Origin of the sequence: Roseospira navarrensis (assembly GCF_009601025.1) — a bacterium.
Lineage (GTDB): Bacteria > Pseudomonadota > Alphaproteobacteria > Rhodospirillales > Rhodospirillaceae > Rhodospira > Rhodospira navarrensis.
This window is the reverse complement of record NZ_WIVE01000034.1, coordinates 26,189-48,095: the sequence shown is the minus strand read 5'-3', so window position 1 is coordinate 48,095 and position 21,907 is coordinate 26,189. Positions and strand designations below refer to the sequence as shown.

Genomic DNA, 21,907 nt, shown 5'->3' with positions numbered 1-21,907 from the left:
CCGGATCGCGGATCACGATGACAACGGGCAAAGACCCCATCCTGAGACGATCACACGATCCGGTGCGGGGCCCCGGGTGGCCACCCGGGGCCCCGCAACCCGGCATCTCCACAATGCCACAAATCAAACAGACAATCCTGAGCCGCCAAAGGCGGCGAAGGATCTCGGGAGACGACACGACCCATGATACCCCGGTTATCCCAGTTCGGAGGCCCGCATGACGGCAGCGAACCGCCGCCGCCTGATCCTGTACGGCCTGCCCGGGCTGGCCCTGGCCATGCCCACCATCCCGGTGTTCGTGTTCCTGCCCACGCTGTACGCGGACACGCTGGGGCTGGGGCTCGCCGCTGTCGGGGCGGTGCTGCTGGGCGCGCGCCTGATCGACGGCATCACGGATCCGCTGGTGGGCCTGTTGAGCGACCGCCTGCGCACCCGCTGGGGCCGGCGCAAGCCGTGGATCGCGCTCGGCGGGCTGCTGGCCGGGCCGGCGCTGCTGATGCTGTTCCTGCCGCCGGACGACGCCGGCCTCGGGCACCTGCTGGTCTGGAGCATCGTGCTCTATGTGGGCTGGACGCTCATCAGCGTGCCCTACACCGCCTGGGGGGCGGAGCTCTCGGGCGACTACAACGAGCGCTCCCGCATCACCGGCTGGCGCGAGGGCCTGATGATCGTGGGCATCCTGGTCGCGGGCGCCATGCCGGTGCTGGCGACGATGCTCGGCCTGAGCGAGGGCGCCGGCCTGGGCATGGTCGCCGGCGCCGCCGTGGTGCTGGGGCTGCCGGCCATCGTGCTGCTTCTGGCCAAGGTGCCGGAGGTGCCGTTGCCGGCCGGGCCGCGCCGCAACCTGGGCTCGGTCTGGCAGCAGGCGAAGGGCGTGCTGCGCAACCGGCCGTTCACGCGCCTTCTGGCCGCCTGGGTGCTCAACGGCATGGCCAGCGGCCTGCCGGCGGCGCTGTTCCCGCTCTACCTGGCGCACGGGCTGGGCGTGGATGACGCCACGCGGGATCGCCTCATCCTGATCTACTTCGTGGCGGCGGTCGTAGCCATACCGGGATGGCTGGCGCTCAGCCGCGCCTGGAGCAAGCACCGGGCCTGGGCCGCCGCCATGGTGCTGGCCTGCCTCAGCTTCGTCTGGGTGCCCGCGCTGGGGCCGGGGGACGTCTGGCCGTTCCTGGTGATCTGCGTGCTGACCGGGGCGGCGTTGGGCGCCGATCTGGTGTTGCCGCCGGCCATGCAGGCCGATGTGATCGACCTGGACGCCCTGCGCACCGGCCAGCGTCGCGAAGGCATCTTCTTCGCCCTGTGGGGCATGGGCACCAAGGGCGCGCTGGCCCTGGCCGTCGGTCTGGCGTTCCCGATCCTGGATTGGGTGGGGTTCAAGGCCGACGCGGCGGTGGGCACCAACACACCGATGGCCCTGGCGACCCTGGCGGGGCTGTACGCGCTGGCCCCGGTGGTCCTGAAGCTGGGCGTGCTGGCGCTGGTCTGGAACCACCCCATGACCCGGCGCCGTCAGGCCATCATTCGCAAACGTCTGACCCGGTTGGGAGGGGAGCCCTCATGATGAACGGAAGCCCGGCGCGCGCTCCGCAGCGGCGCCGCTCCTGGAGACACCGCCTCGGCGGCCTGCTCGCGCTGAGCCTGCTGCTGGTCACCGCCACGACACTGACGGGGTGTGGAAACATGAAACCCGACGATTTCGCCGACGCCGAACCCAAGCTGGTGCTGGAAGAGTACTTCCCCGGCAAGACCTATGCCTGGGGCATCTTCGTGGACCGATTCGGGAACCTGCGCCGCCAGTTCCAGGTCGAGATCGACGGCACCTGGGACGGCACGACCCTGACGCTCGACGAGCACTTCGACTATGCCGACGGCGAGAAGGACCGCCGGGTGTGGCGCATCACCAGGACGGGCGAGAACACCTACGAAGGCCGGGCCGACGACATCATCGGCGTGGCCAACGGCACCATCGCCGGCAACGCGCTCAACTGGTCCTACGACATGAACCTGAAGGTGGGCGACAGCACCTGGAAGGTCCACTTCAACGACTGGATGTGGCTGCAGCCGGGCGACGTGCTCATCAACCGCGCCACGGTCACCCGATGGGGCTTCGAGCTGGGCACCGTGACCCTGTTCTTCACCAAGACTCCGCGCAACGCGCCGCCCGCCGCCGCCACCGACGCGCCGTCCTGAGCGCGGCGACGTCCTGAAGGGGGAGGGGCAAGGGCGGCGTCCAGACCCGGCGCGTGTGTGAGTCCTTGCCCCTCACCAGCCATGATGCCGGACGGGCGTTGGACTCCCGCCCGGACCATTTTCATCCCCATCCATCGGGCGAAACGGTCCGGACGGGGCTGCAAGCCCCGTCCGGCATGCGGAAAGCCTGTCCGTGGGACCCTTTGCGATATGCGATACCGGCCGACGGGGCCGGCGCCCTCTCGGCGCCGCATCGGGGCGCCATTCCTTAGGTGGCCGCCCATGGGCAGCCGGGGTGGCGGAGCCGCGCGCCCCAAAGGGGCGCTGCGGCGAAAACAACAAAGACCCATCCTGACGGTTCGGTGCAGCGACCCTGTGCGAAGGAGTCATCCTCATCGTCAGCCGGTCTCAGTCATGCCGCACCTTGCCGTCGCTGGACAGCAGGATGGCGATCGGACGGGTGGCCGGGATGTAGGACATCACGATCATGATGATCCCGGTCAGCGGCACGCACAGGAACATGCCCACGACGCCCCAGATGTTGCCCCACACCACCAGGGACAGGATCACCACCAGCGGGCTGAGGTTCAGCGAGCGCCCCATCAGGCGCGGCTCAAGAATGTTGCCGATGGTGAATTGCACGGATCCCAGCACCCCGGCCACGACCAGCGCCGGGATGGGTGTCGGGAACTGCACCAGCGCCAGCAGAACCGGGAACGCCACGCCAAGCAACGACCCGATGGTCGGGATGTAGTTCAACAGGAAGATGACCACGGCCCAGAACGGCGCGTAGTCCACGCCCACCGCCACAAGCACCCCGTAGCTGACCGCGCCGGTCAGGACGCTGGTCAGGGTCTTGATCCAGACATAGGTCTTGATGTCGAGCTGGATGCGACTGAGCACGCCGCGCACCCAGCGTTCACGCTCCGGGTCGGGGAAGAGCGCCTGCAGCTTGGCGCCGAAGCGGCGCTGCTCGACCAGCAGGAACAGGGTGTAGACCAGGATCAGCCCCGCCTGTCCCACCAGCGACGAGACGGCGCTGGCCACCTGGGGGACCGCATCGGCCAGACTGATCTGCCCGACGAAGTCTTCCAGATCGATCGGCCCCCTGATTCCCGCCAGTTCCGTGGCGTCGTGGACAAGCGTGCGCAGGTTCTCCTGGTACACCGGCGCGGCCTTGGTGACTTCCGAGATGTTCTCGCTGGCCATGCGGCCGAACAGCACCAGCAGCAGCGAGATGACCGCCAGCGCCAGCGCCATGTGGACCCAGCCGGGCAGACGCGAACCGACCTCGGGAATACTGGCGATGCCCTCGGCCAGGGCATTGATGAGATACCAGACGATCACCGCGATCGCGACCGGCACCAGGACGTCCTCGCCCAGCACCAGCACGGAGCCGATCAGCACCGCCGCGCCGAACCAGAGCACCGCCGTGATGGACCGCAGCAGGGCGAGGCGTTCCATTCCCGTCATCCTCCGTCTGATCCCGTCCGCCGGGAGGGCCCCTCCCGCCCCGGCATGCGCGCCCCCGGGTCGAGGCAAGCGGGATCAGAACGCCTGTACCCCATTCCTGGTTCACGATCCATCCCCGCGCCGCCCCTGTCAGGGCTTGGATTCCAGATGACCGGGTTTCATCGTTGGGGCCTTGTCACGAGATCCTTCGCGCTCTTAGGGCGCTCAGGATGACGACTTCTATAAAAAATTGTCATGCTGAGGGAGCCCCCGCGACCATCGGTCCGATGGTCGCGCTCCTTTGCGGCGACGCAACGCGTCGCCGGGGGCGACCGAAGGACCTCGTGAGGCGGGTTTCCCACAACCGTGCACAGAACGGCAATCCGGGTTCGGAGCCCTGCCGCCCCCGTGCGCGGCCCGGCGATGGACCGGAACGCGGATCAGGAGCGCTGATCCAGGTCCCGCATGAACGCGGCCACACGGTCGGAGAGGGTATCGGCCTCGCCCGTCAGGCGGTCGGCGGCGTCCAGCACGGCGCCGGCGGTCTCGCCCAGGTCGGACAGCGCGCCGGCCATCTCGGCGATGGCGGCCGAGACGGTCTGGATGCCGGTGCTCGCCTGATGTGTGTTGCGGTTGATCTCCTCGGTGGCGGCGCTCTGCTGCTCGATGGCGGCGGCCACGGAGGACGAGACCTCCTTGATCCGCTCGATCCGACTGTTGATGTCGGCGATGGAGGTGACGGCCGTCCCCGTGCGGTCCTGCACGCCCTTGATCTGGGTCGCGATCTGGTCCGTGGCCTTGCTGGTCTGGGTGGCCAGCGTCTTGACCTCGTTGGCGACCACGGCGAAGCCCTTGCCGGCGTCCCCGGCGCGCGCCGCCTCGATGGTCGCATTCAGCGCCAGCAGGTTGGTCTGGTCGGCGATGTCGGTGATGAGATTGACCACGGTGCCGATCGACTCGACGCTTTCGGCCAGGCCCTTGATCTGGCCGTCGCTGGCGGCGGCGGCCGTGCCCGCCTCGTCGGCCGCCTGGGTCTGGTAGGTCATCTGGCGGCTGATCTCGGAGACCGAATGGCCGAGCTGTTCGGCGGCGGCCGCGACCGTGCCGGCGTTGCGCGAGGCCTCGTCGGCGTCCGACACGACGGCGGAGGACCGGGCGCGGGTGGTGTCGGCGATGGACGCCATGCGTTCCGCCGCCCCGTGCATTTCCTTGGAGGACGCCTGCACGGAGGACATGGCGGCGGCCACGCTGTCCTCGAACTGGGTGACCAGAAGGCGGATGGCCTCGCGCTTCTCGGCGTCGTGGCGCTCGGCGGCCTGGACCTGCTCGGCCTTCAGCTCGTCCATCTGGATGACGGTGCGGCGGAACACCTCGACCGAGCGCGCCAGGGCGCCGATCTCGTCCTTCCGCGTCACGGCGGGCACCGTCTCGCCGTGGTGGCCGTCGGCGATGCGTGTGGTCACGCCGGTCAGGGCCACGATCGGGCCGGCGATGGAGCGGCCGATCAGCCACAACACCAGCACCATCAGGGCCAGGAACCCGAGGCCGATTCCCGCCATGGTCCATTGCAGCGCGCGGGACGCAGCCAGGATCTCCGCCGTGGGCGCGGCGGCGAACGCGACCCAGGTCGCACCCGCCCGCTCGAACGTGACCGGCGCGGCGGCGAACATGACGTCCTGACCGTCGATGACGGTGGCGCCCACGGTCGTCCGTCCGCGCAGCGCGGCGGCGTGGGCCTGCGCGATGGCCTCGTCCTGGCCGATGATCGACGTGTTCAGGCGGGCGTTGTCGGCGTGGGAGACCCATGCCCCCGTGCCGCTGAGCAGCCCGCCGAACCCGGTCTTGAACACGGCGATCTGGCCAATGCGGGCCTGCAGGTCGTCGAGCGCCAGATCCACCGTGGCGACGCCGATGGCGCGGCCGTCGTCCAGGATGGGCGCGGCGGCGGTAGTCATCAGCACGCTTTCGCCGGCGATCTCGTAGTCATACGTGTCGGTCAGCACCAGGGCGCGGCGCTGGATGGGCAGGTCGTACCACGCCTCCGACCCGCTGCCCTCGCCCATGAGCAGCGGCTCCCAGGTGACGGTGCCGCCATCGTGATAGAAGTAGGGCACCAGCCGGCCGCCGTCGTCGCTGTAGCCCTGGCCGGCGGCCTCCGTGTCCGGTCCCAGAACATCCGGCTCGATGCCCAGGCCGCCGCCCACGAACTGCGGGTGCGCGTCGATGGTCTGCTCCACCACCTTGGCGTAGGCGGTCCGGTCCGTCACCCCGGCGTCCCGCAGGCCGGCCAGGGCCGAGGCCATGGTCACGGCCGATTCCGTGGCCTCGCCCACCACGGCCGTCACCGTGGCGGCGATCTTGGCGGCGTTCTCGCCCAGCGCCTCCCGGCCGACATCCTCGGAGTAGGACGCCTGCTGACTTGAAATCACATAAAAGAACACACCGAACACGACGATCGTGACGATGGAAAACTGAAGCGCAATGCGCCAGGACAACGAGAGACCGGACATCATGGGAGGGCACCTTCTGTTACCACTATGTTGCTGTTCCGTCGCAATTAAGGCAATTCTTTGTCTTGCTACCTTCTGGCGGGGCGGAGTATAGGCGGCACCCGATCCGACCACAATTTAAAACCCGGCGATTTGTGATCCTGCCACCAGCCGAACAGGCCACCGGCGCGGCCGTCGCCGTGTCCCGCGACCCGACTCCCTGCGACACTCTCTGACGGAACGGTTGACACTTCGTTCATGAAACACCGCGTAAAATGTCCCCATGGCCGAGCCGACGATTGACATCCGTCCGGGAACGTTTCTTGATCCGGGGGGCGAGGGGTGTTGCGCCTCAGTCGTTTGCGGGCCCCCTGATCGGGATGACGCCCCGGATAAGGCGTGGACAGGACGCGCCCGCATCGGGCATATCACGACACGGGCGCGCGGCAGGGCCGCAGGCGGAACGGACCGGCGGCTCTGCCATGAGCCGAACCCGCGAGAGCGGGTGCGCCCGGCACCAGGCGGACCGGGAAGCGAAGGACCGTCGCAGGGGAACGCGAGACGCGGGGTGAGTGAGGACACATGTTTTCCAGGATGACGGGATGGCTGTCCGCCGACATGGCCATCGACTTGGGTACCGCCAACACCCTCGTCTATGTGAAGGGACGCGGCATCGTCCTCAATGAACCCTCGGTCGTCGCCATCGCCGAGCACAAGGGCCGCAAGCAGGTCCTGGCCGTGGGTGACGAGGCCAAACAGATGCTCGGCCGCACGCCCGGCAACATCCAGGCCATCCGCCCGCTTCGGGACGGCGTCATCGCCGACTTCGAGGTGGCCGAGGAGATGATCAAGCACTTCATCCGCAAGGTGCACAACCGGCGCAGCTTCGCCAGCCCGATGGTCATCATCTGCGTGCCCTCCGGCTCCACCGCCGTCGAGCGCCGCGCCATCCAGGAAAGCGCCGAGGCCGCCGGGGCGCGCCGCGTCTATCTGATCGAGGAACCCATGGCCGCCGCCATCGGCGCCGGCCTGCCGGTGACCGAACCGACCGGCTCGATGGTCGTGGACATCGGCGGCGGCACCACCGAGGTCGCGGTGCTCTCGCTGGGCGGCATCGTCTATGCGCGCTCCGTGCGGGTCGGCGGCGACAAGATGGACGAGGCCATCATCGCCTACATCCGCCGCAACCATAACCTTCTGGTCGGCGAGGGCTCGGCCGAGCGCATCAAGAAGGACATCGGCAGCGCCTGCGCCCCCGCGGAGGGCCCGGGCCGCACCATCGAGATCAAGGGCCGCGACCTGATGAACGGCGTGCCCAAGGAACTGGTCATCAGCGAAGCGCAGATCGCCGACAGCCTGGGCGAGCCCGTGTCGTCGATCGTCGAGGCGGTCAAGGTGGCGCTGGAGCACACCGCCCCCGAACTGGCCGCCGACATCGTGGACAAGGGGATCGTGTTGACCGGGGGCGGCGCCCTGCTCAGCAACCTGGATTTCGTGCTGCGCATGTCCACCGGCCTGCCGGTGTCCATCGCCGACGATCCGCTGTCCTGCGTCGCCCTGGGGACGGGCCGCGCGCTTGAGGAAATGAAGAAGCTGCGCAACGTCCTGACGACCATGTACTAGGTCCGCCGCCGCCGGAGGGCCCCGCGTCGCGATCCGTGCCGCCGGGCCGGGTCCGTCGTGGGCGGTCGAAGCGACCGCGACCCAACAGCGTGTGCCGGTAACGAGGCAGCCCGCGATGCAGCCCAACGGCCAGATGTCCCGATTCGGGGCCATGAAGGTGGCCCTGCACCGGCTCGCCTTCGGCGTGCTGGTGGCGGCGGCGTTCGGCCTGATGCTGCTGGGCAAGGCCGATACCGTGTTGATCTCGCGCATCTCCAGCACCGTGATCGACGCCCTGACGCCGGTGCTGGAGATCATGTCCAAGCCCGCCGCCAGCGTCGGCGCGGTCATGAACAACATCCGCGAACTGGCCGCCATCCGCGAGGAGAACGCCCGCCTGCGCGAGGAGAACCGCGGCCTGCTGCGCTGGCAGACCGTCGCGCGCGAGCTTCAGGTGGAGAATCAGCGCCTGCGCGAGCTGGCCAACCTGGTGCCCGAACCCGCGCCGAACCACATCACCGCGCGCGTGGTCGCCGACACCGGCGGGGTGTTCGCGCGCAGCCTGCTGGTCACGGCCGGCACCCGCGACGGCGCCCGCAAGGGACAGGTGGTGGTCGCCGCCGAGGGTCTGGTGGGCCGCCTGACCGAGGTGGGGGGGCGTTCCAGCCGGGTGCTCCTGCTGACCGACATCAACTCTCGCGTGCCGGTCATCATGGAGGAAAGCCGCGCCCGCGCCATCCTGATGGGCACCAACGACAACCGCCCGGAACTGGCGTTCATGAAGGCCAAGACGGGGATTTCCCCGGGCGACCGCATCGTGACGTCCGGCACGGCCGGGGCCTTCCCGCCGGATATCCCGGTGGGGGTGGTGGCCTCGGTGGACGATGGCCATATCCGGGTGGAACTGCTGATCGAGGAAGGACGGCTCGATCTGGTCCGGATCCTGGACTACGGCATCGAGGGCATCGTGCCCGACCCCGGGCCCGGCGTCGCCCTGGGCGGGCGGTAGGCGCCGATGCGGCCGACCCTGTGGCAGTCCCTGGTGCAGACCGTGCGGCGGCTGGTGCCGTTCGTGCTGTCGGTGGTCCTGGTGCTGGTGGCCGTGGCCCCCATGACCACGCCGGGGTTCCTGCGGGCCGGCCCCATGATCGGGCTGCTGTGCGTGTATTACTGGGCGGTGCATCGGCCCGACCTGATGGGCTATCTGGGCGGCTTCCTGCTGGGCATCCTGACGGATATCCTGATGAGTACACCCCTGGGGGTCACCTCGCTGGTGCTGATGCTGACCCAGTATGTGGTGTTGACCCAGTATCGGTTTTTCGTGGGCAAGCCGTTCCTGATTACCTGGTGGGCGCTGGCCCTGGTGGCGCTGGGAGCGACCCTGCTGAAGGCGCTGGCCGTGGCGGTCCTGACGGGGTACGTGGTGGCCCCGGGGGCGCTGGCCGCCAGCTACGGCCTGACGCTGCTGCTGTATCCGATCCTGGCCTGGGGTTTCGCGCGCACGCACTTCCTGTTGACCAAGGAGTCCTGAGGACCCGCCGCCATGCAGAAGGACGGAGATCGATCCAAGGTCTTCACCCGCCGGGTCGTGCTGTTGGCCGGCGGCAAGGCGCTGCTGTTCACGCTGCTGGGCGGCCGCATGTATTTCCTGCAGGTCATGGAGGCGGAAAAGTACCGCACCCTGGCCGAGGAAAACCGCATCAACATGCAGTTGATCTCGCCGCCGCGCGGGCCGATCGTCGATCGGCACGGCATCCCCCTGGCCGTCAACCGCCAGAACTTCCGCGCCCAGGTCATCGCCGAGCGCACCAAGGACCTGGAACAGACCCTGGACACCTTCGGCACCCTGGTGCCGCTGACCGACTACGACCGCCAGCGCGTCATCAAGGAGATCAAGCGCCGGCGCAGCTTCGTGCCCGTCACGGTGCGCGAAAACCTGACCTGGGAGCAGATGGCCACCATCCAGGTCAACATCCCCGACCTGCCCGGCGTGACCATCGACGAGGGCCTGACCCGCGACTACCCCTATGCCGACCTCGCCTCGCATCTTCTGGGGTATGTGGCCGCCGTGTCCGAAGAGGATATCGACGCCGGCGACGACCCGCTGTTGCAACTGCCGGACTTCCGCATCGGCAAGGCGGGCATCGAGAAGGTCTATGACCTGCCCCTGCGCGGCACCAGCGGGGCCAAGCAGGTGGAGGTGAACGCCGTCGGGCGCCGCATCCGCGAACTGCGCCGCGAGGACGGCGAGCCCGGCCACGAGGTCCAACTCACCCTGGACATGCGGCTGCAGGACTATGCCTCGCGCCGCCTGGGCGACGACAGCGCGGCCTGTGTGGTCATGGACGTGCACACCGGCGAGCTGCTGGCCATGGCCTCCATGCCGGCCTACGACCCCAATGCCTTCGCGCGCGGGCTGAGCAACAAGGAATGGGGCGAGCTGGCCAACAACCCGCGTGCGCCGCTGCGCAACAAGGCGCTGGCGGGGCAGTACGCGCCCGGCTCCACGTTCAAGATGGTGGTCGCCCTGGCGGCGCTGGAAAGCGGCATCGTCAACGCCGAACAGACCGTCTACTGCCCCGGACACCTGCGGCTGGGCAACCACCGCTTCCACTGCTGGAAGCGCTGGGGCCACGGTCACATGAACATGACCTCGGCCATCGAGCAGTCGTGCGACGTGTACTTCTACGAGGTCTCACGCCGCATCGGCATCGAGCGCATCGCCGACATGGCCACCCGCATGGGGCTGGGCGCGCCCCTGGACATCGAACTGCCGGGCGAGGCCTCGGGCCTGATCCCCACCAAGGCGTGGAAGTCGGCGACTCTGGGCCAGCCCTGGGTGCAGGGCGAAACCCTGGTGGCCAGCATCGGCCAGGGCTACGTGCTGGCCACGCCGCTGCAACTGGCCGTGATGACGGCGCGCATCGCCAACGACGGCCTGGCCGTCCGCCCCACCCTGTCGCGCCAGGCCATCGTGGACGGCCAGCTTGTCGAACAGCCGACGCCCGCGTTCGAGAGCCTGGGCATCAGCAGTTCGGCCATGGCGGCGGTCAAGCACGCCATGTGGCGGGTGGTCAACGGCAACCGGGGCACGGCGCGCGGCGCGGCCATCGACGTGGACGGGGCGACCATGGCCGGCAAGACCGGCACCTCGCAGGTGCGCCGCATCACCATGCAGGAACGCCAGGCGGGCGTGCGCAAGAACGAGGACCTGCCGTGGAAGTTCCGCGACCACGCGCTGTTCGTCTGCTACGCCCCGTCGGAGGCGCCGCGCTATGCGATCTCGGTGATTGTCGAGCACGCCGGCGGCGGGTCCCGGTTCGCCGCGCCCATCGCCCATGACGTGATGATGGAAACCCTGCGCCTGGACCCGTCGCGCCGCCGCGCGCCGGAAGACGTGGCCGCCATCCAGGAGCGCCCGCCCGAGACACCCGCCGAGCGGGCCACCCGCACCGGCGGATCCGCCGTGGCCAGCGTCGAAGGCGGAACCGACGGCGGGACCGACGGCGGCACACCCCCGGGAGGGACCGGCGAATGATCGGCGACGGGCTGATGACCTCCCGCATGCGGCGGGGCGAGATGACGCTGGGCGAGAAGCTGTGGCAGATGAGCTGGTCCCTGATCCTGCTCATCGGCGCGCTGACCGGCATCGGCGTCATCATGCTGTATTCCGCCGCCAACGGCAGCATGGATCCCTGGGCGTCGCGCCACATCATGCGTTTCGGCGTCGGGCTGGTGCTGCTGGTGGTGATCGCCATGATCGATATCCGCCAGTGGATGCGCTACGCCTACTGGCTCTATGCGCTCGCCTTCGTGCTGCTGGTGGCCGTCGAGGTGAAGGGCACCATCGGCATGGGAGCCCAACGCTGGATCGACCTGGGCGTGGTCCAGTTGCAGCCGTCCGAGTTGATGAAGGTCACGCTGGTGCTGGCTCTCGCCCGCTTCTTCCACGGCGCGGATCTGCAGGACGTGGGCCGACCGCTGTTCCTGATCGTGCCGGCGCTGCTGGCGCTGGCGCCGGTGGCCCTGGTGCTCAAACAACCGGACCTGGGCACCGCGCTCATGCTGCTGGCGGGGGGCGGCGTGCTGTTCTTCGCCGCCGGGGTGCGGCTGTGGCTGTTCGGACTGGTGGTCGTCGCCGGCCTGGGAACGATCCCCGTGGCCTGGCAGTTCCTGCACGACTACCAGAAGAACCGGGTGCTGACGTTCATCAACCCCGAACGCGATCCGCTCGGGGCCGGCTACCACATCCTTCAGTCCAAGATCGCGCTGGGCTCGGGCGGGCTGACCGGCAAGGGATTCCTGCAGGGGACCCAGAGCCACCTCAACTTCCTGCCCGAGAAGCAGACCGACTTCATCTTCGTCATGCTGGCCGAGGAATTCGGCATGCTCGCGGGCATGGGCCTGCTGTTCCTCTACGTGCTGGTGCTGGCCTACGGGCTGGCCATCGCGCTGCGTGCGCGCAACCACTTCGGCCGGCTGGTGGCGATCGGGATGATCGTGACGTTCTTCCTGTACGTCTTCATCAACATCGCCATGGTGATGGGCCTGATCCCGGTCGTGGGCGTGCCGCTGCCGTTCGTCTCCTACGGCGGCACGGCCATGCTGACGCTGATGATCGCCTTCGGCCTGTTGATGAGCGTGTGGGTCCACCGGGACGTGCAGATCGGCCGGCGCGGCGCCTACGACGACGGGTGATCCCCGGCGGATGTGATACCGCCGGGCCTATGAAGTGACTTCATAGGCCGGGCGGCCGGTGCGACTGCACCGGCGCCGCGAAGCGGCGTATGGCTTTTATCCTGACGAGTCAGGATAAAAGCCGGCCGGTATGAGGGGGGCGGCGGCCTTCAGGCCACGAGCCCGGCCGGGATCAGTCCCGGACCACCAGCACGGAACAGCCGGCGTGCCGGACCACGCGGGCGGCGTTCGGCCCCAGCAGGTAGTCGCTCAGCTCCGGCCGGTGCGCCCCGATGACCATCAGATCGGTGCCCCGCTCGCGGGCGGTCTGCAACAGGGCCTCGTAGATGTTGCCCTCGCCCACCAGATGGCTGGCCTTGAGGCCGTCGGGCAGGCGGCTGTCCACCTGCTCGCGCAGCCGATCCATGGTCATCTTGACCACCTTGTCTTCATAGCCGGTGGGGAAGAACTGGCTGACCATGCCCTTGCCGTAGTCGGGAATGACCGTCATCGCTTCCAGCGCGGCCCCCCATTGCTGGGCGATCGAGGTGGCCACCGGCAGCGTCCTGTCCCAGTCGAACGGGGAGTCCAGGTCAACCGACACGAGGATCTTCTTGAACATGGCAACGTCTCCCGGGGACTGGTGGCGACCGACCGGCCCGATCAGCCGGATCCTTGGCGCAGCTTAGAACCAGGGCCACGGGCCGTGAACCGATTTTCGTCCGGGCCCGGTCGTAGACTGGGGTCCCCGGAGTTCACGCCCGACCGGCGGTGGCGAGCAGGCCGCCGACGCCGATGAAGGTGGTGCCCGTCACGCGGTTGAACCAGCGCCCGCCCTTGGCCAGCCACGGCGACAGCCGGTGGGCGGTGCCGGCCAGCAGCAGTTCATAGGCGACCTCGATGGTCACGAACGTCCCGCCCAGGATCAGCAGGTGCGGCCAGAAGCCGAGCCCCGGCGTCATGAACTGGGGCAGGAAGGCCGCGAAGAAGATCAGAACCTTGGGGTTGGAGACCGCGACGGTGAAGCCCTGCGCGAACAGGCGGGCCCCCTGGGCGTCCCGGCCCAGCGCCGGGGCCGCGTCGTCCACCACGCCGATCACCGGCGCGGGCGCGCGCCACAGGCGGATCCCCAGACAGATCAGATAACCGCCGCCGATCCACTTGGCGATCGTGAACGCCTGTTCCGAAGCCGCCATCAGCGCCCCCAGCCCGGCCAGCGAGGCCGCGATCAGCACCAGGAACCCGACCCCCGCGCCCAGGGCGGTGAACGCCGTCCGACCCAGCCCGAAGCGCGCCCCGTGAGTCAGCGACAGCAGGCCGTTCGGCCCGGGCGTCAGGCTCAGTCCGACCGAGGCCACCAGGAACATCAGCCACAGGTCCAGGCTCATGGCGCGGTCCTTTGGGCCGGCGTCCAGTCCGGCAGCCGCCCTTCCTCCACCGCGTGGCAGGCGACGGTCCCGTGGGCGTCGCGGATCATCGCCGGGCGCTCGCTCATACACCGCTCGGTGGCCAGCGGACAGCGGGTGTGGAAGGCGCAGCCCGGCGGCGGGGCGAGCGGGCTCGGCACCTCGCCCGCCATCGGGCGTCGGTCCCGGTCGGGCACGCGCAGGTCGGGCACGGTCTCGATCAGCAGCCGCGTATACGGATGCCGGGGCGCGGCGAACAGGGCATCCGCCGGCGCCAGCTCGCACAGCCGGCCCAGGTACATGACCCCGATGGTGTCGGCAACGAAGCGCACCACGGCCAGGTCGTGGGTGATGACCAGATAGGTGAGCCCCAGTTCCCGTTGCAGATCGCGCAGCAGATTGAGGATCTGGGCCTGCACCGAGACATCCAGCGCGCTGGTGGGCTCGTCGCACACCAGGAAATGCGGGCTGGAGGCCAGGGCGCGGGCGATGGACAGGCGCTGGCGCTGGCCGCCGGAGAACTCGTGCGGGAAGCGGTCGGCGTCGGTGGCGCGCAGGCCCACGTGCTCCAGCAACTCGGCCACCCGGCGGCGGATGGCCGCGCCGTCATCCATCAGGCCGTGGGCGCGGATGGGCTCGGCGATGATGCGCCCCACCCGCCAGCGCGGGTTCAGGCTGGCGAACGGGTCCTGGAAGATCATCTGCATCCGGCGCCGGACCGGCGCCAGGGCGTGGCGGTCGCGCAGGCGGCCGATCTCGGTGCCCTCGAAGATCAGGTCGCCGTCCGTGGGCGTGTAGAGTGTGACCAGCATCCGCGCCACGGTGGACTTGCCGCAGCCGGACTCCCCCACCAGGGCCGTGGTGCGGCCGCGCGGGATGTCCAGGTCGATGCCGTCCACCGCCTTCAGGATGCGGCGGCGCTTGCCTTCCAGCACCCGCGACAGCAGCGGCGGCGAGACATCGAAATGCTTGGTCAACCCGCGCAGGCGCACCAGCACCGGCCGGCCGTCCTCGTCCAGCAGCGGGGGCGTGTGGCCGTCGTCCCTCATGCGCGGGTCCTTTCCAGGGTCCGCGTCCCCTCCGACGACCACAGCCAGCAGGCGGCCGACGACGGCGCATGGTCGAACAGCGGCGGCCGCTCCGCCACGCAGCGGTCATGGGCGTGCGGGCACCGCGGATGAAAGGCGCAACCGTCCGGCATGGCGGTCAGCGACGGCATGGAGCCCTCGATCTGGGCCAGCCGGGGCGGCCGGTCGTGGGTGGTGGGGATGCAGGCCATCAGGCCCTCGGTGTAGGGGTGCAGCGGCCGGTTCACCACGTCGTCCACCGGGCCGACCTCGGCCAGCCGCCCGCCGTACAGCACGGCCACGCGGTCGGCGGTCTCGGCGATCACGCCCATGTCGTGGGTGATGAGCATGACGGCGGTGTCGTGCTCGCGGCACAGGCGCTTCAGCAGAGAGGTGATCTGCGCCTGAATGGAGACATCCAGCGCGGTGGTGGGCTCGTCGGCGATGATGAGGCGCGGGTTGGCGCACAGGGCGAGCGCGATCACCACCCGCTGGCGCATGCCGCCGGAGAACTGGTGCGGATAGGCGTCCAGGCGGTCGGCCGCGCCGGGAATGCCCACCTCCTGCAACAGCTCCAGGGCGCGGGCGCGGGCGGCGCGCTCGCTCATGTCCAGGTGGGTGCGGATGGTCTCGGTGAGCTGGCGGCCGACGGTGTACAGCGGGTTCAGGCTGGTCAGCGGGTCCTGGAACACCGCGCCGATCTTGCGGCCGCGCACCTTGCGCAACTGCTCCTGGGTCAGGCCGTCGATGCGCTGGCCCTCCAGGATGATTCTCCCGCCGGCGATGCGGCCCGGCGGCTCCAGCAGGCCGATGATGGCCGCCCCGGTCTGGGACTTGCCCGCGCCCGATTCCCCGACCACGCCCAGAATCTCGCCGGGGTGGATGTCGAACGACACGCCGTCCACGGCGGTCAGAACGCCCCGCCGGGTGGGGAACTGGACCCGCAGGTCGCGCACGGAGAGGAGGGGTTCAGTCATCCGGTCGCCCCGTCCGCATGACTCAGACACAACGGCGAGGCGCCTTTCTCCTCCCCCCGGAGGGGGGCGGTCGGGAGGGGGGAGTTTCGGCGCTCGCCGGCCATTGCGCTCGCAGCATCAACCCCACCCCATCCCTCCCCTGTCCAGGGGAGGGAGTCCGGGCTTCGCCCGCCGCACGGATTGAGAGCCTGTACCGGCCGTGCACCTGTCCGATCCGCCATGGCTGTTTCCTCACCGCAGCTTCGGGTTCAGGGCATCGCGCAGCCAGTCCCCCAGCAGGTTGACCGACAGCACCAGCAGCACCAGGGCCACGCCGGGGAAGATGGTGATCCACCATTCGCCCGAGAACAGGAAGTCGTTGCCGATGCGGATCAACGTCCCCAGCGAGGGCTCGGTCGGCGGCAGACCCACGCCCAGGAAGGACAGCGTGGCCTCGGTAATCACGGCGATCGCCAGGTGAATGGTCGCGATCACCAGCACCGGCCCCATGACGTTGGGCAGCACGTGCCGCACCGCGATCACGACCGGGTGGATCCCCATGATGTGCGCCGCCATGACGTATTCCCGGTTCTTCTCCACCATGGTGGAGCCGCGCACGGTGCGGGCGTACTGCACCCAGCCCGAAACCCCGATGGCGAAGATGATGACCCAGATCGCCACGTCATGATGCACCTCGCGCGGCAGAATCCCGCGCGCCACGCCGTCGATCAGCAGCGCGATCAGGATGGCCGGGAACGATAGCTGCACGTCCGCCACCCGCATGATGAGCGCATCGACCCAGCCGCCGGCGTAGCCCGCCAGCAGGCCCAGCCCGACCCCCAGGATCATGGCGAAGACCACCGAGGCCGCGCCCACGAACAGCGAAATCCGCATGCCGTACAGGATGGCCGACAGCATGTCGCGGCCCTGGTCGTCGGTGCCCAGCAGGTACGCGGGCGATCCGCCCTCCATCCAGACCGGCGGCGTGAAGGCCGCCATCAGGTCCAGGGTGGCCAGCGCGAACGGGTTGGTGGGCGAGATCAGGGGGGCGGCCACGGCCGCGCCGATCAGGCCCAGCGCCACGACGGCCGCGACGATGGTGACCGGCGAGCGCAGGAAGGAATAGAGGATATCCGAATCCCAGGCGCGCCACAGCGCGTCTCGGACGTGACCCATCGGGGTGGCGGTGGGCTCGGTGGCGGAGCGCGTCATGGTCAGTGCCCTCCGCCCGCGCCGCCGCCGCCGCCCACGCGCAGGCGCGGATCCACGACCACGTAGAGGATGTCCACGATCAGGTTGATGAGCACGAACAGGAACGCCACCAGCACCAGATACGCGGCCATGACCGGGATATCGACGAACTCGATGGCCTGGATGAACAGCAGGCCCATGCCCGGCCACTGGAACACGGTCTCGGTGATGATGGCGAAGGCGATCACGCTGCCCAGTTGCAGGCCGGTGATGGTGATGACCGGCACCAGCGTGTTCTTGAGCGCATGGCCGAAGTTGACCGCCCGGGCGGACAGGCCGCGCGCGCGGGCGAACTTGATGTAGTCGGTGCGCAGCACCTCCAGCATCTCGGCGCGCACCAGCCGCATGATGAGCGTCATCTGGAACAGGCCGAGCGTGATCGACGGCAGGATCAGGGCCTTCAGGCCGTCCCAGGTGAGGAAGCCCGTGCTCCACCAGCCGATCTGCACCGTGGTGCCGCGCCCGAACGAGGGCAGCCAGCCCAGCCAGACGGCGAAGATCAGGATCAGCAGGATGCCGATCAGGAAGGTGGGCAGCGACACCCCGATCAGCGAGATCGTCAGGAACGCCTTGGACAGCCAGCCGCGCCGGTTCAGGGCGGTGTAGATGCCCATGGGCACCCCCACCAGCAGCGCGAACAGCCCGGCGGCCAGCGAGAGTTCCAGGGTCGCCGGGGCGCGCTCGATCAGCAGATCCTCGACCGGGCGGCCGTGGCGGTAGCTGATGCCGAAATCCGCCTGGGCCGCGTTGACCACGAAGCGGGCGAACTGCACCGGGAAGGGATCGTTCAGGCCCAGATCCTCGCGCAACTGCGCGCGGTCCTCCATGCTGGTGTCCTGGCCGACCAGGTTGTTGACCGGATCGCCCACGTAATTGAACAGGGCGAACCCGACCAGGGCCACGGTCAGCATGACGAGGACGGACTGGATCAGGCGGCGGACGATGAAGGCGATCATGGCGGTCCCGGCAGGCAGGTCCCAGCGGCGGGGCCGATGGGCGGAGCCGATGGGCGGAGGCATGGCGCCGGACAGACCCCGCACACCGTGCCTCGGCCCGCCTTATCCCATGAACCGGGGGCGGCTGTCACGCGCCGCGCGGACGCGATCCCCGGGGCCGGGCCTCAGCGTCCCGATGAGCCGCCCGGGTCGGATCCCGCCTTGGGGGCCTTGGCCTCGGCGTCGGGCGTGGCCTTGCCCTCGGAGCCCTCGCGGTCGGCCATCAGGCGGTCGAGCTTGCGCTGCATCTCCGCCATCTGGGTCTTCATGGCCTGCACGTCGGTGCTGGTGCTGGTGCTGGTGCTCGCGCCGGCGCCGTTGCCTTCCGCGCCCTTGGGCGCCTCGCGCGGGGTCGGGCCGATCGCCCCGGGCGGGAAGCCGCTCATCATGTTCGCCCCTTCGAAGGGCGAGAACATCTTCATGGCGCTTTCAAAGAACGCCATGTTCTGCTTGTTCAGTTCTTCCATGTTCTGCATGGGGAACAGGCCGTCCAGGGCGTTCTGCATGACCAGGCGCATCTGCTCCTGGTTGCGGGCAAAGGCCTGCATGGAGTGTTCCAGGTACTGCGGCACGACGCCCCCCAGGGAGTCGCCGTAGAAGCTGATGACGTTGCGCAGGAAGCTGATCGGCAACATGTTCTGGCCGTTCTTGCCTTCCTCCTCGACGATGATCTGGGTCAGCACGGACCGCGTGATGTCCTCGCCGGTCTTGGCGTCGTACACGACGAAGTCCACCTGATCCTTGACCATCTGGCTCAGCAGGTCGAGCGTGACATAGCTGCTTGTGGCCGTGTTGTAGAGTCGCCGGTTGGCGTACTTCTTGATGATGACCGGCCCGTCACCTCCCCGCTTGCCGCGCGCGGCGGTCCCCTTCTCCGTCATGCGATCCTGTCCCGTTCCCGGTTCAACTGCCCTGTTCTTCCGCTCTGATACCCGCGGCGGATGAGGATGTCTCATCCGCCTCTTCGGCACCGGCTTCAACGGTCCTCGTCAAAGGCCGCTGGCGTGTGTCCCATCACCGACGATGAAAACACGAGCACCCGGCCCGCTGTCCGCGGCCGGCCCGACTCGTCGGCTGAGACTTTTTTTGCAGTTTCGGGGTTCGCGCGCGGCAATGCAACAGGATTGTGCGATAGCGAGCGAGTCGCCTTTTGGGCGCACCGCCCCCGTCAGCGCAGGAATGGATTGCCGCGCCGCTCCGCCTCGAAGGTGGAAGCCGGCCCGTGTCCCGGGACAAAGGTGATGTCGTCACCCAGGGGCAGCAGGGTCTCCTTGATCGCGCGGATCAGGGCCTGCGGGTCCGATCGCGGAAAGTCGGTGCGCCCCACCGACCCGGCGAACAGCACGTCGCCGACGAAGGCAATCCGGGCCTCGGGCTGGACGAACACGATGTGGCCGGGCGTGTGCCCGGGGGTGTGATGGACGTCGAAGGGGATCCCGCCGACGGTCACCGTGTCCCCGGCGTCCAGCCACCGGGTGGGCACGACCGGCGCCGGCGTTTCCGGCCAGCCGAACATGCGGCATTGCTGCGCCAGTTGGTCGATCCAGAACGCCTCGTCCCGGTGCGGCCCCTCGATCGGCACATCCAGGTCGCGCGCCAGCGCGCCGGCGGCCCCGATGTGGTCCAGGTGGCCGTGGGTGAGCAGGATCTTTTCCAGGGTCACGCCCTTGTCCCGCGCCACGGCAACCAGACGGTCCGGCTCGCCGCCCGGATCGATCAGGGCCCCGGCCATCGTGGCATCGTCCCACACCAGCGAGCAGTTCTGCTGGAAGGCCGTGACGGGAATGACGACGACGCTCAATGCCATGAAGCGGGGATCCTTATGTTTTCATGCGGCACCGGCCCGCACCCCCACCCGGCCACCCAAAGCCAGTATCCTATGGGTGGCCGGGTGGGGGAGCGGGCCGGCCACGGACTTCAACGGTCTCGACAGAGGCCGTTGGTTCTTCCTGTTGATCGGCCATGACCCGGGCGAGCCCGGGTCAGACCGGCGGACGACGGATCGGCCGGCCGTCGTCCGCCGACCAGGAGGATCAGCCGCGACGGCCCTTGCCGCCGGATTTACCCTTGCCCTTGCCCTTCGTCGGTTTGCCTGCCCCGGCGGCAGGCTGCGCCGGTGCCGTCTGGGCGGGAGCCGGCTGCGTGGCACCGGGCTTGGCGGGCGCGGCCGGCTTGGCCGTGGGCGCGGCCGCGGGGTTCGGGGCGGGCTGGGCCGCCTGAGCGGGCTTGGGGGCGACGGCCGGCGCTGCCGGTTTCGGGGCCGCCTGGGGGGCCGCCTGGGGGGCCGCCTGGGGAGCCGCCGGAGCCGCCGGCTTGGGCTCGGGCGCCTTGGCCGGAGCGGGCGGCGCGGACGGCGCGGGGGTCGCGGCGGCCGGAGCCGGCGCGGGCGCGGGTTTAGCCGTCGGCTGGGGCGCCGGCTGAGGCGCGGGCTGCGACGGGGCGGGGGTCGCGGCGGGCGCGGCGGGCGCCGGGGTCTCGGCGGGTGCGGCCGCCGGCTGCGATCCGGCCTGGCTGGCCTCGATCTCCTTCACCAGGGCGCGTTGACGAAAGCTGACCAGGATCAGCAGTCCGATAACCAGTACGGCTTCCACGACGAACATATTGGGCCCCCGAATGCGGTGCGGTCATGACGAAAGCCCGCGGACGGCCCCGGCGCCCGGCCCTCCGCGGTCAGCGAGTGGACGCCGTCGCGGCGCCCGGCAAGGGTTCCCGTCCCGGACAACGACCCCGGGGCGGACCCGCCAATCTTGCGGTTTGGCGCGGCGCGTCAAGAGAAATCCCGGGCGGCGGAGAACACGCCGACCCCCGGGCTCGAACCGCGCGGCCGCACGGCCCGGCGCGGGCCGACTCGCAGCGTGGGACAGGCGCAGAGGGAGGGCGTTCGGTCTGCACCCGACGAAAGGTCCAGGGAAGACCCATTGCCCCGATTTTCCGTGGTGAACCAAAAAAGGAGACCCCCCCGGACGTCGGTCCGGGGGGGCCCGCTCCAACGAGAGGCTGGGGGGCAGTCGGGGGGGTGCCTCCCGTCGGAACCCGGTCCGGCCCGGGACGCGTCAGGCTGCCACGGAAAGGCAACGCGCGGGGACCGAAGGACAAGAGCGGCTCATACGATCGAGGGGGGTGTTGTCTGCCGTAACGACGGCTTTACTTTCTGCCCCGAACAACACCCGATGATCGAAAGGTAGCAGGGACACGAGGGCTCGCGCAACATGTTTTTATTTTCGAAAAGACTACCGATAATAATCAGGTATTGTATCCAATTTTTTATTTCGGACCGCGTCGCAGCGGCGCCGACCATGAAACGGAGGCGTCCGTTTCATGGCCGATCAGCCGCGGACCCCGCGGCCTATTCGCGGAAGTTGTCGTGGCAGTCCTTGCAGGTGCCGCCCAGCTTCTGCATCAGCGGACCCATGGCGGCCTTGTCCGCTTCGGCGGCGGCCACGGCCAGTTCATCGGCGGCCTCGGTCATGGCGTTCAGGCCGCCCTCGAAGGTGTCCCAGTTCTCCCAGATGGCGGGCAGCGCGGTGGTGTCCGCCATGGACTCGCGGGTGTCCTCCTCGAACGCGTCCACGGCCAGTTCACCGGCGAAGGCGATGGACTTGGCGGCGCGCGCGAGGACCCCACCCTCCAGGGCGCACTCGCCCTTCATGAAGCAGCCGAGCGCGCCCATGCTGGCGCCGGCGATGGTCATCACGTCCTTGCGGTGCTGCACGGCGGCCTCACCGTCGTCGGCGAGGGCCGGCGTGGCCGAAACGCCGGCGATCATCAGGGCGGCGGTGGCGGCGGTCAGAACCTTGTTCATGAGCGGCAACTCCCTTG

Annotated in this window: 19 protein-coding genes; 7 read left to right on the top strand and 12 right to left on the bottom strand. The window is 69.3% G+C overall.

Going from position 1 to position 21,907, the window contains the following annotated elements:
• Nucleotides 1-217: 217 nt before the first annotated feature.
• Together GHC57_RS11600 and GHC57_RS11595 are read left to right on the top strand one after the other, a co-directional pair.
• The gene (locus GHC57_RS11600) at nt 218-1,564 is read left to right on the top strand and encodes an MFS transporter (protein ID WP_153344368.1); all 1,347 of its coding nucleotides are present in this window, start codon (nt 218-220) and stop codon (nt 1,562-1,564) included.
• Nucleotides 1,561-2,193, top strand: a complete 633-nt coding sequence (locus GHC57_RS11595) for a DUF3833 domain-containing protein (protein WP_281354718.1) — start codon at nt 1,561-1,563, stop codon at nt 2,191-2,193. Before GHC57_RS11600 ends, GHC57_RS11595 begins: the two co-directional genes overlap by 4 nt.
• A gap of 408 nt (nt 2,194-2,601) precedes the next feature.
• On the opposite strand, the gene GHC57_RS11590 is transcribed toward GHC57_RS11595, so the two are convergent.
• Complete coding sequence (locus tag GHC57_RS11590; protein ID WP_170294847.1) at nt 2,602-3,657, bottom strand: AI-2E family transporter; 1,056 nt, start codon at nt 3,655-3,657, stop codon at nt 2,602-2,604.
• Between the two features lie 428 nt (nt 3,658-4,085).
• On the bottom strand, nt 4,086-6,158 hold the full coding sequence (locus tag GHC57_RS11585) for a methyl-accepting chemotaxis protein (protein WP_153344364.1): 2,073 nt from the start codon (nt 6,156-6,158) through the stop codon (nt 4,086-4,088).
• A gap of 558 nt (nt 6,159-6,716) precedes the next feature.
• Here GHC57_RS11585 and GHC57_RS11580 point away from each other — a divergent pair.
• From GHC57_RS11580 to rodA, 5 genes are all read left to right on the top strand, one after another.
• The gene (locus tag GHC57_RS11580) at nt 6,717-7,757 is read left to right on the top strand and encodes a rod shape-determining protein (RefSeq protein ID WP_153344362.1); all 1,041 of its coding nucleotides are present in this window, start codon (nt 6,717-6,719) and stop codon (nt 7,755-7,757) included.
• Between the two features lie 115 nt (nt 7,758-7,872).
• Nucleotides 7,873-8,745, top strand: a complete 873-nt coding sequence (mreC, locus tag GHC57_RS11575) for a rod shape-determining protein MreC (protein WP_153344360.1) — start codon at nt 7,873-7,875, stop codon at nt 8,743-8,745.
• A 6-nt stretch (nt 8,746-8,751) separates the two neighbouring features.
• Complete coding sequence (gene mreD, locus GHC57_RS11570; protein WP_153344358.1) at nt 8,752-9,267, top strand: rod shape-determining protein MreD; 516 nt, start codon at nt 8,752-8,754, stop codon at nt 9,265-9,267.
• 12 nt (nt 9,268-9,279) lie between these two features.
• A complete protein-coding gene (gene mrdA, locus GHC57_RS11565) occupies nt 9,280-11,274 on the top strand; it encodes a penicillin-binding protein 2 (protein ID WP_153344356.1) in 1,995 nt (664 codons plus the stop codon).
• Complete coding sequence (gene rodA, locus GHC57_RS11560; RefSeq protein WP_153344354.1) at nt 11,271-12,434, top strand: rod shape-determining protein RodA; 1,164 nt, start codon at nt 11,271-11,273, stop codon at nt 12,432-12,434. The genes mrdA and rodA overlap by 4 nt, the downstream gene beginning before the upstream one ends.
• Nucleotides 12,435-12,606: 172 nt before the next feature.
• Here rodA and GHC57_RS11555 read toward each other — a convergent pair whose 3' ends face one another.
• The 10 genes from GHC57_RS11555 to GHC57_RS11510 all read right to left on the bottom strand — a co-directional run bounded on the left by GHC57_RS11555 (nt 12,607) and on the right by GHC57_RS11510 (nt 21,890).
• A complete protein-coding gene (locus GHC57_RS11555) occupies nt 12,607-13,035 on the bottom strand; it encodes a universal stress protein (RefSeq protein ID WP_153344352.1) in 429 nt (142 codons plus the stop codon).
• Nucleotides 13,036-13,168: 133 nt separating this feature from the next.
• Nucleotides 13,169-13,801, bottom strand: coding sequence for a LysE family translocator (locus tag GHC57_RS11550; RefSeq protein WP_153344350.1), 633 nt, complete (start codon nt 13,799-13,801; stop codon nt 13,169-13,171).
• Nucleotides 13,798-14,868 carry an ABC transporter ATP-binding protein gene (locus tag GHC57_RS11545; RefSeq protein WP_153344348.1) on the bottom strand — a complete coding sequence of 357 codons (1,071 nt, stop codon included), beginning with the start codon at nt 14,866-14,868 and terminating at the stop codon, nt 13,798-13,800. Before GHC57_RS11545 ends, GHC57_RS11550 begins: the two co-directional genes overlap by 4 nt.
• Entirely contained in the window at nt 14,865-15,863 is a 999-nt protein-coding gene (locus GHC57_RS11540) for an ABC transporter ATP-binding protein (protein ID WP_153344346.1), read from the bottom strand. The genes GHC57_RS11545 and GHC57_RS11540 overlap by 4 nt, the downstream gene beginning before the upstream one ends.
• A 231-nt stretch (nt 15,864-16,094) precedes the next feature.
• Nucleotides 16,095-17,054 carry an ABC transporter permease gene (locus tag GHC57_RS11535; RefSeq protein ID WP_211369178.1) on the bottom strand — a complete coding sequence of 320 codons (960 nt, stop codon included), beginning with the start codon at nt 17,052-17,054 and terminating at the stop codon, nt 16,095-16,097.
• A gap of 2 nt (nt 17,055-17,056) precedes the next feature.
• Nucleotides 17,057-18,049, bottom strand: a complete 993-nt coding sequence (locus GHC57_RS11530; protein WP_153344374.1) for an ABC transporter permease — start codon at nt 18,047-18,049, stop codon at nt 17,057-17,059.
• Nucleotides 18,050-18,213: 164 nt separating this feature from the next.
• Nucleotides 18,214-18,969, bottom strand: a complete 756-nt coding sequence (gene phaR, locus GHC57_RS11525) for a polyhydroxyalkanoate synthesis repressor PhaR (RefSeq protein WP_153344344.1) — start codon at nt 18,967-18,969, stop codon at nt 18,214-18,216.
• A 287-nt stretch (nt 18,970-19,256) separates the two neighbouring features.
• Nucleotides 19,257-19,895: an MBL fold metallo-hydrolase gene (locus GHC57_RS11520; protein WP_153344342.1), complete on the bottom strand. Its 639-nt coding sequence runs from the start codon at nt 19,893-19,895 to the stop codon at nt 19,257-19,259.
• A 226-nt stretch (nt 19,896-20,121) separates the two neighbouring features.
• Entirely contained in the window at nt 20,122-20,688 is a 567-nt protein-coding gene (locus GHC57_RS11515; RefSeq protein ID WP_153344340.1) for a hypothetical protein, read from the bottom strand.
• Between the two features lie 746 nt (nt 20,689-21,434).
• Nucleotides 21,435-21,890: a c-type cytochrome gene (locus GHC57_RS11510; RefSeq protein ID WP_153344338.1), complete on the bottom strand. Its 456-nt coding sequence runs from the start codon at nt 21,888-21,890 to the stop codon at nt 21,435-21,437.
• Nucleotides 21,891-21,907 lie beyond the last annotated feature (17 nt).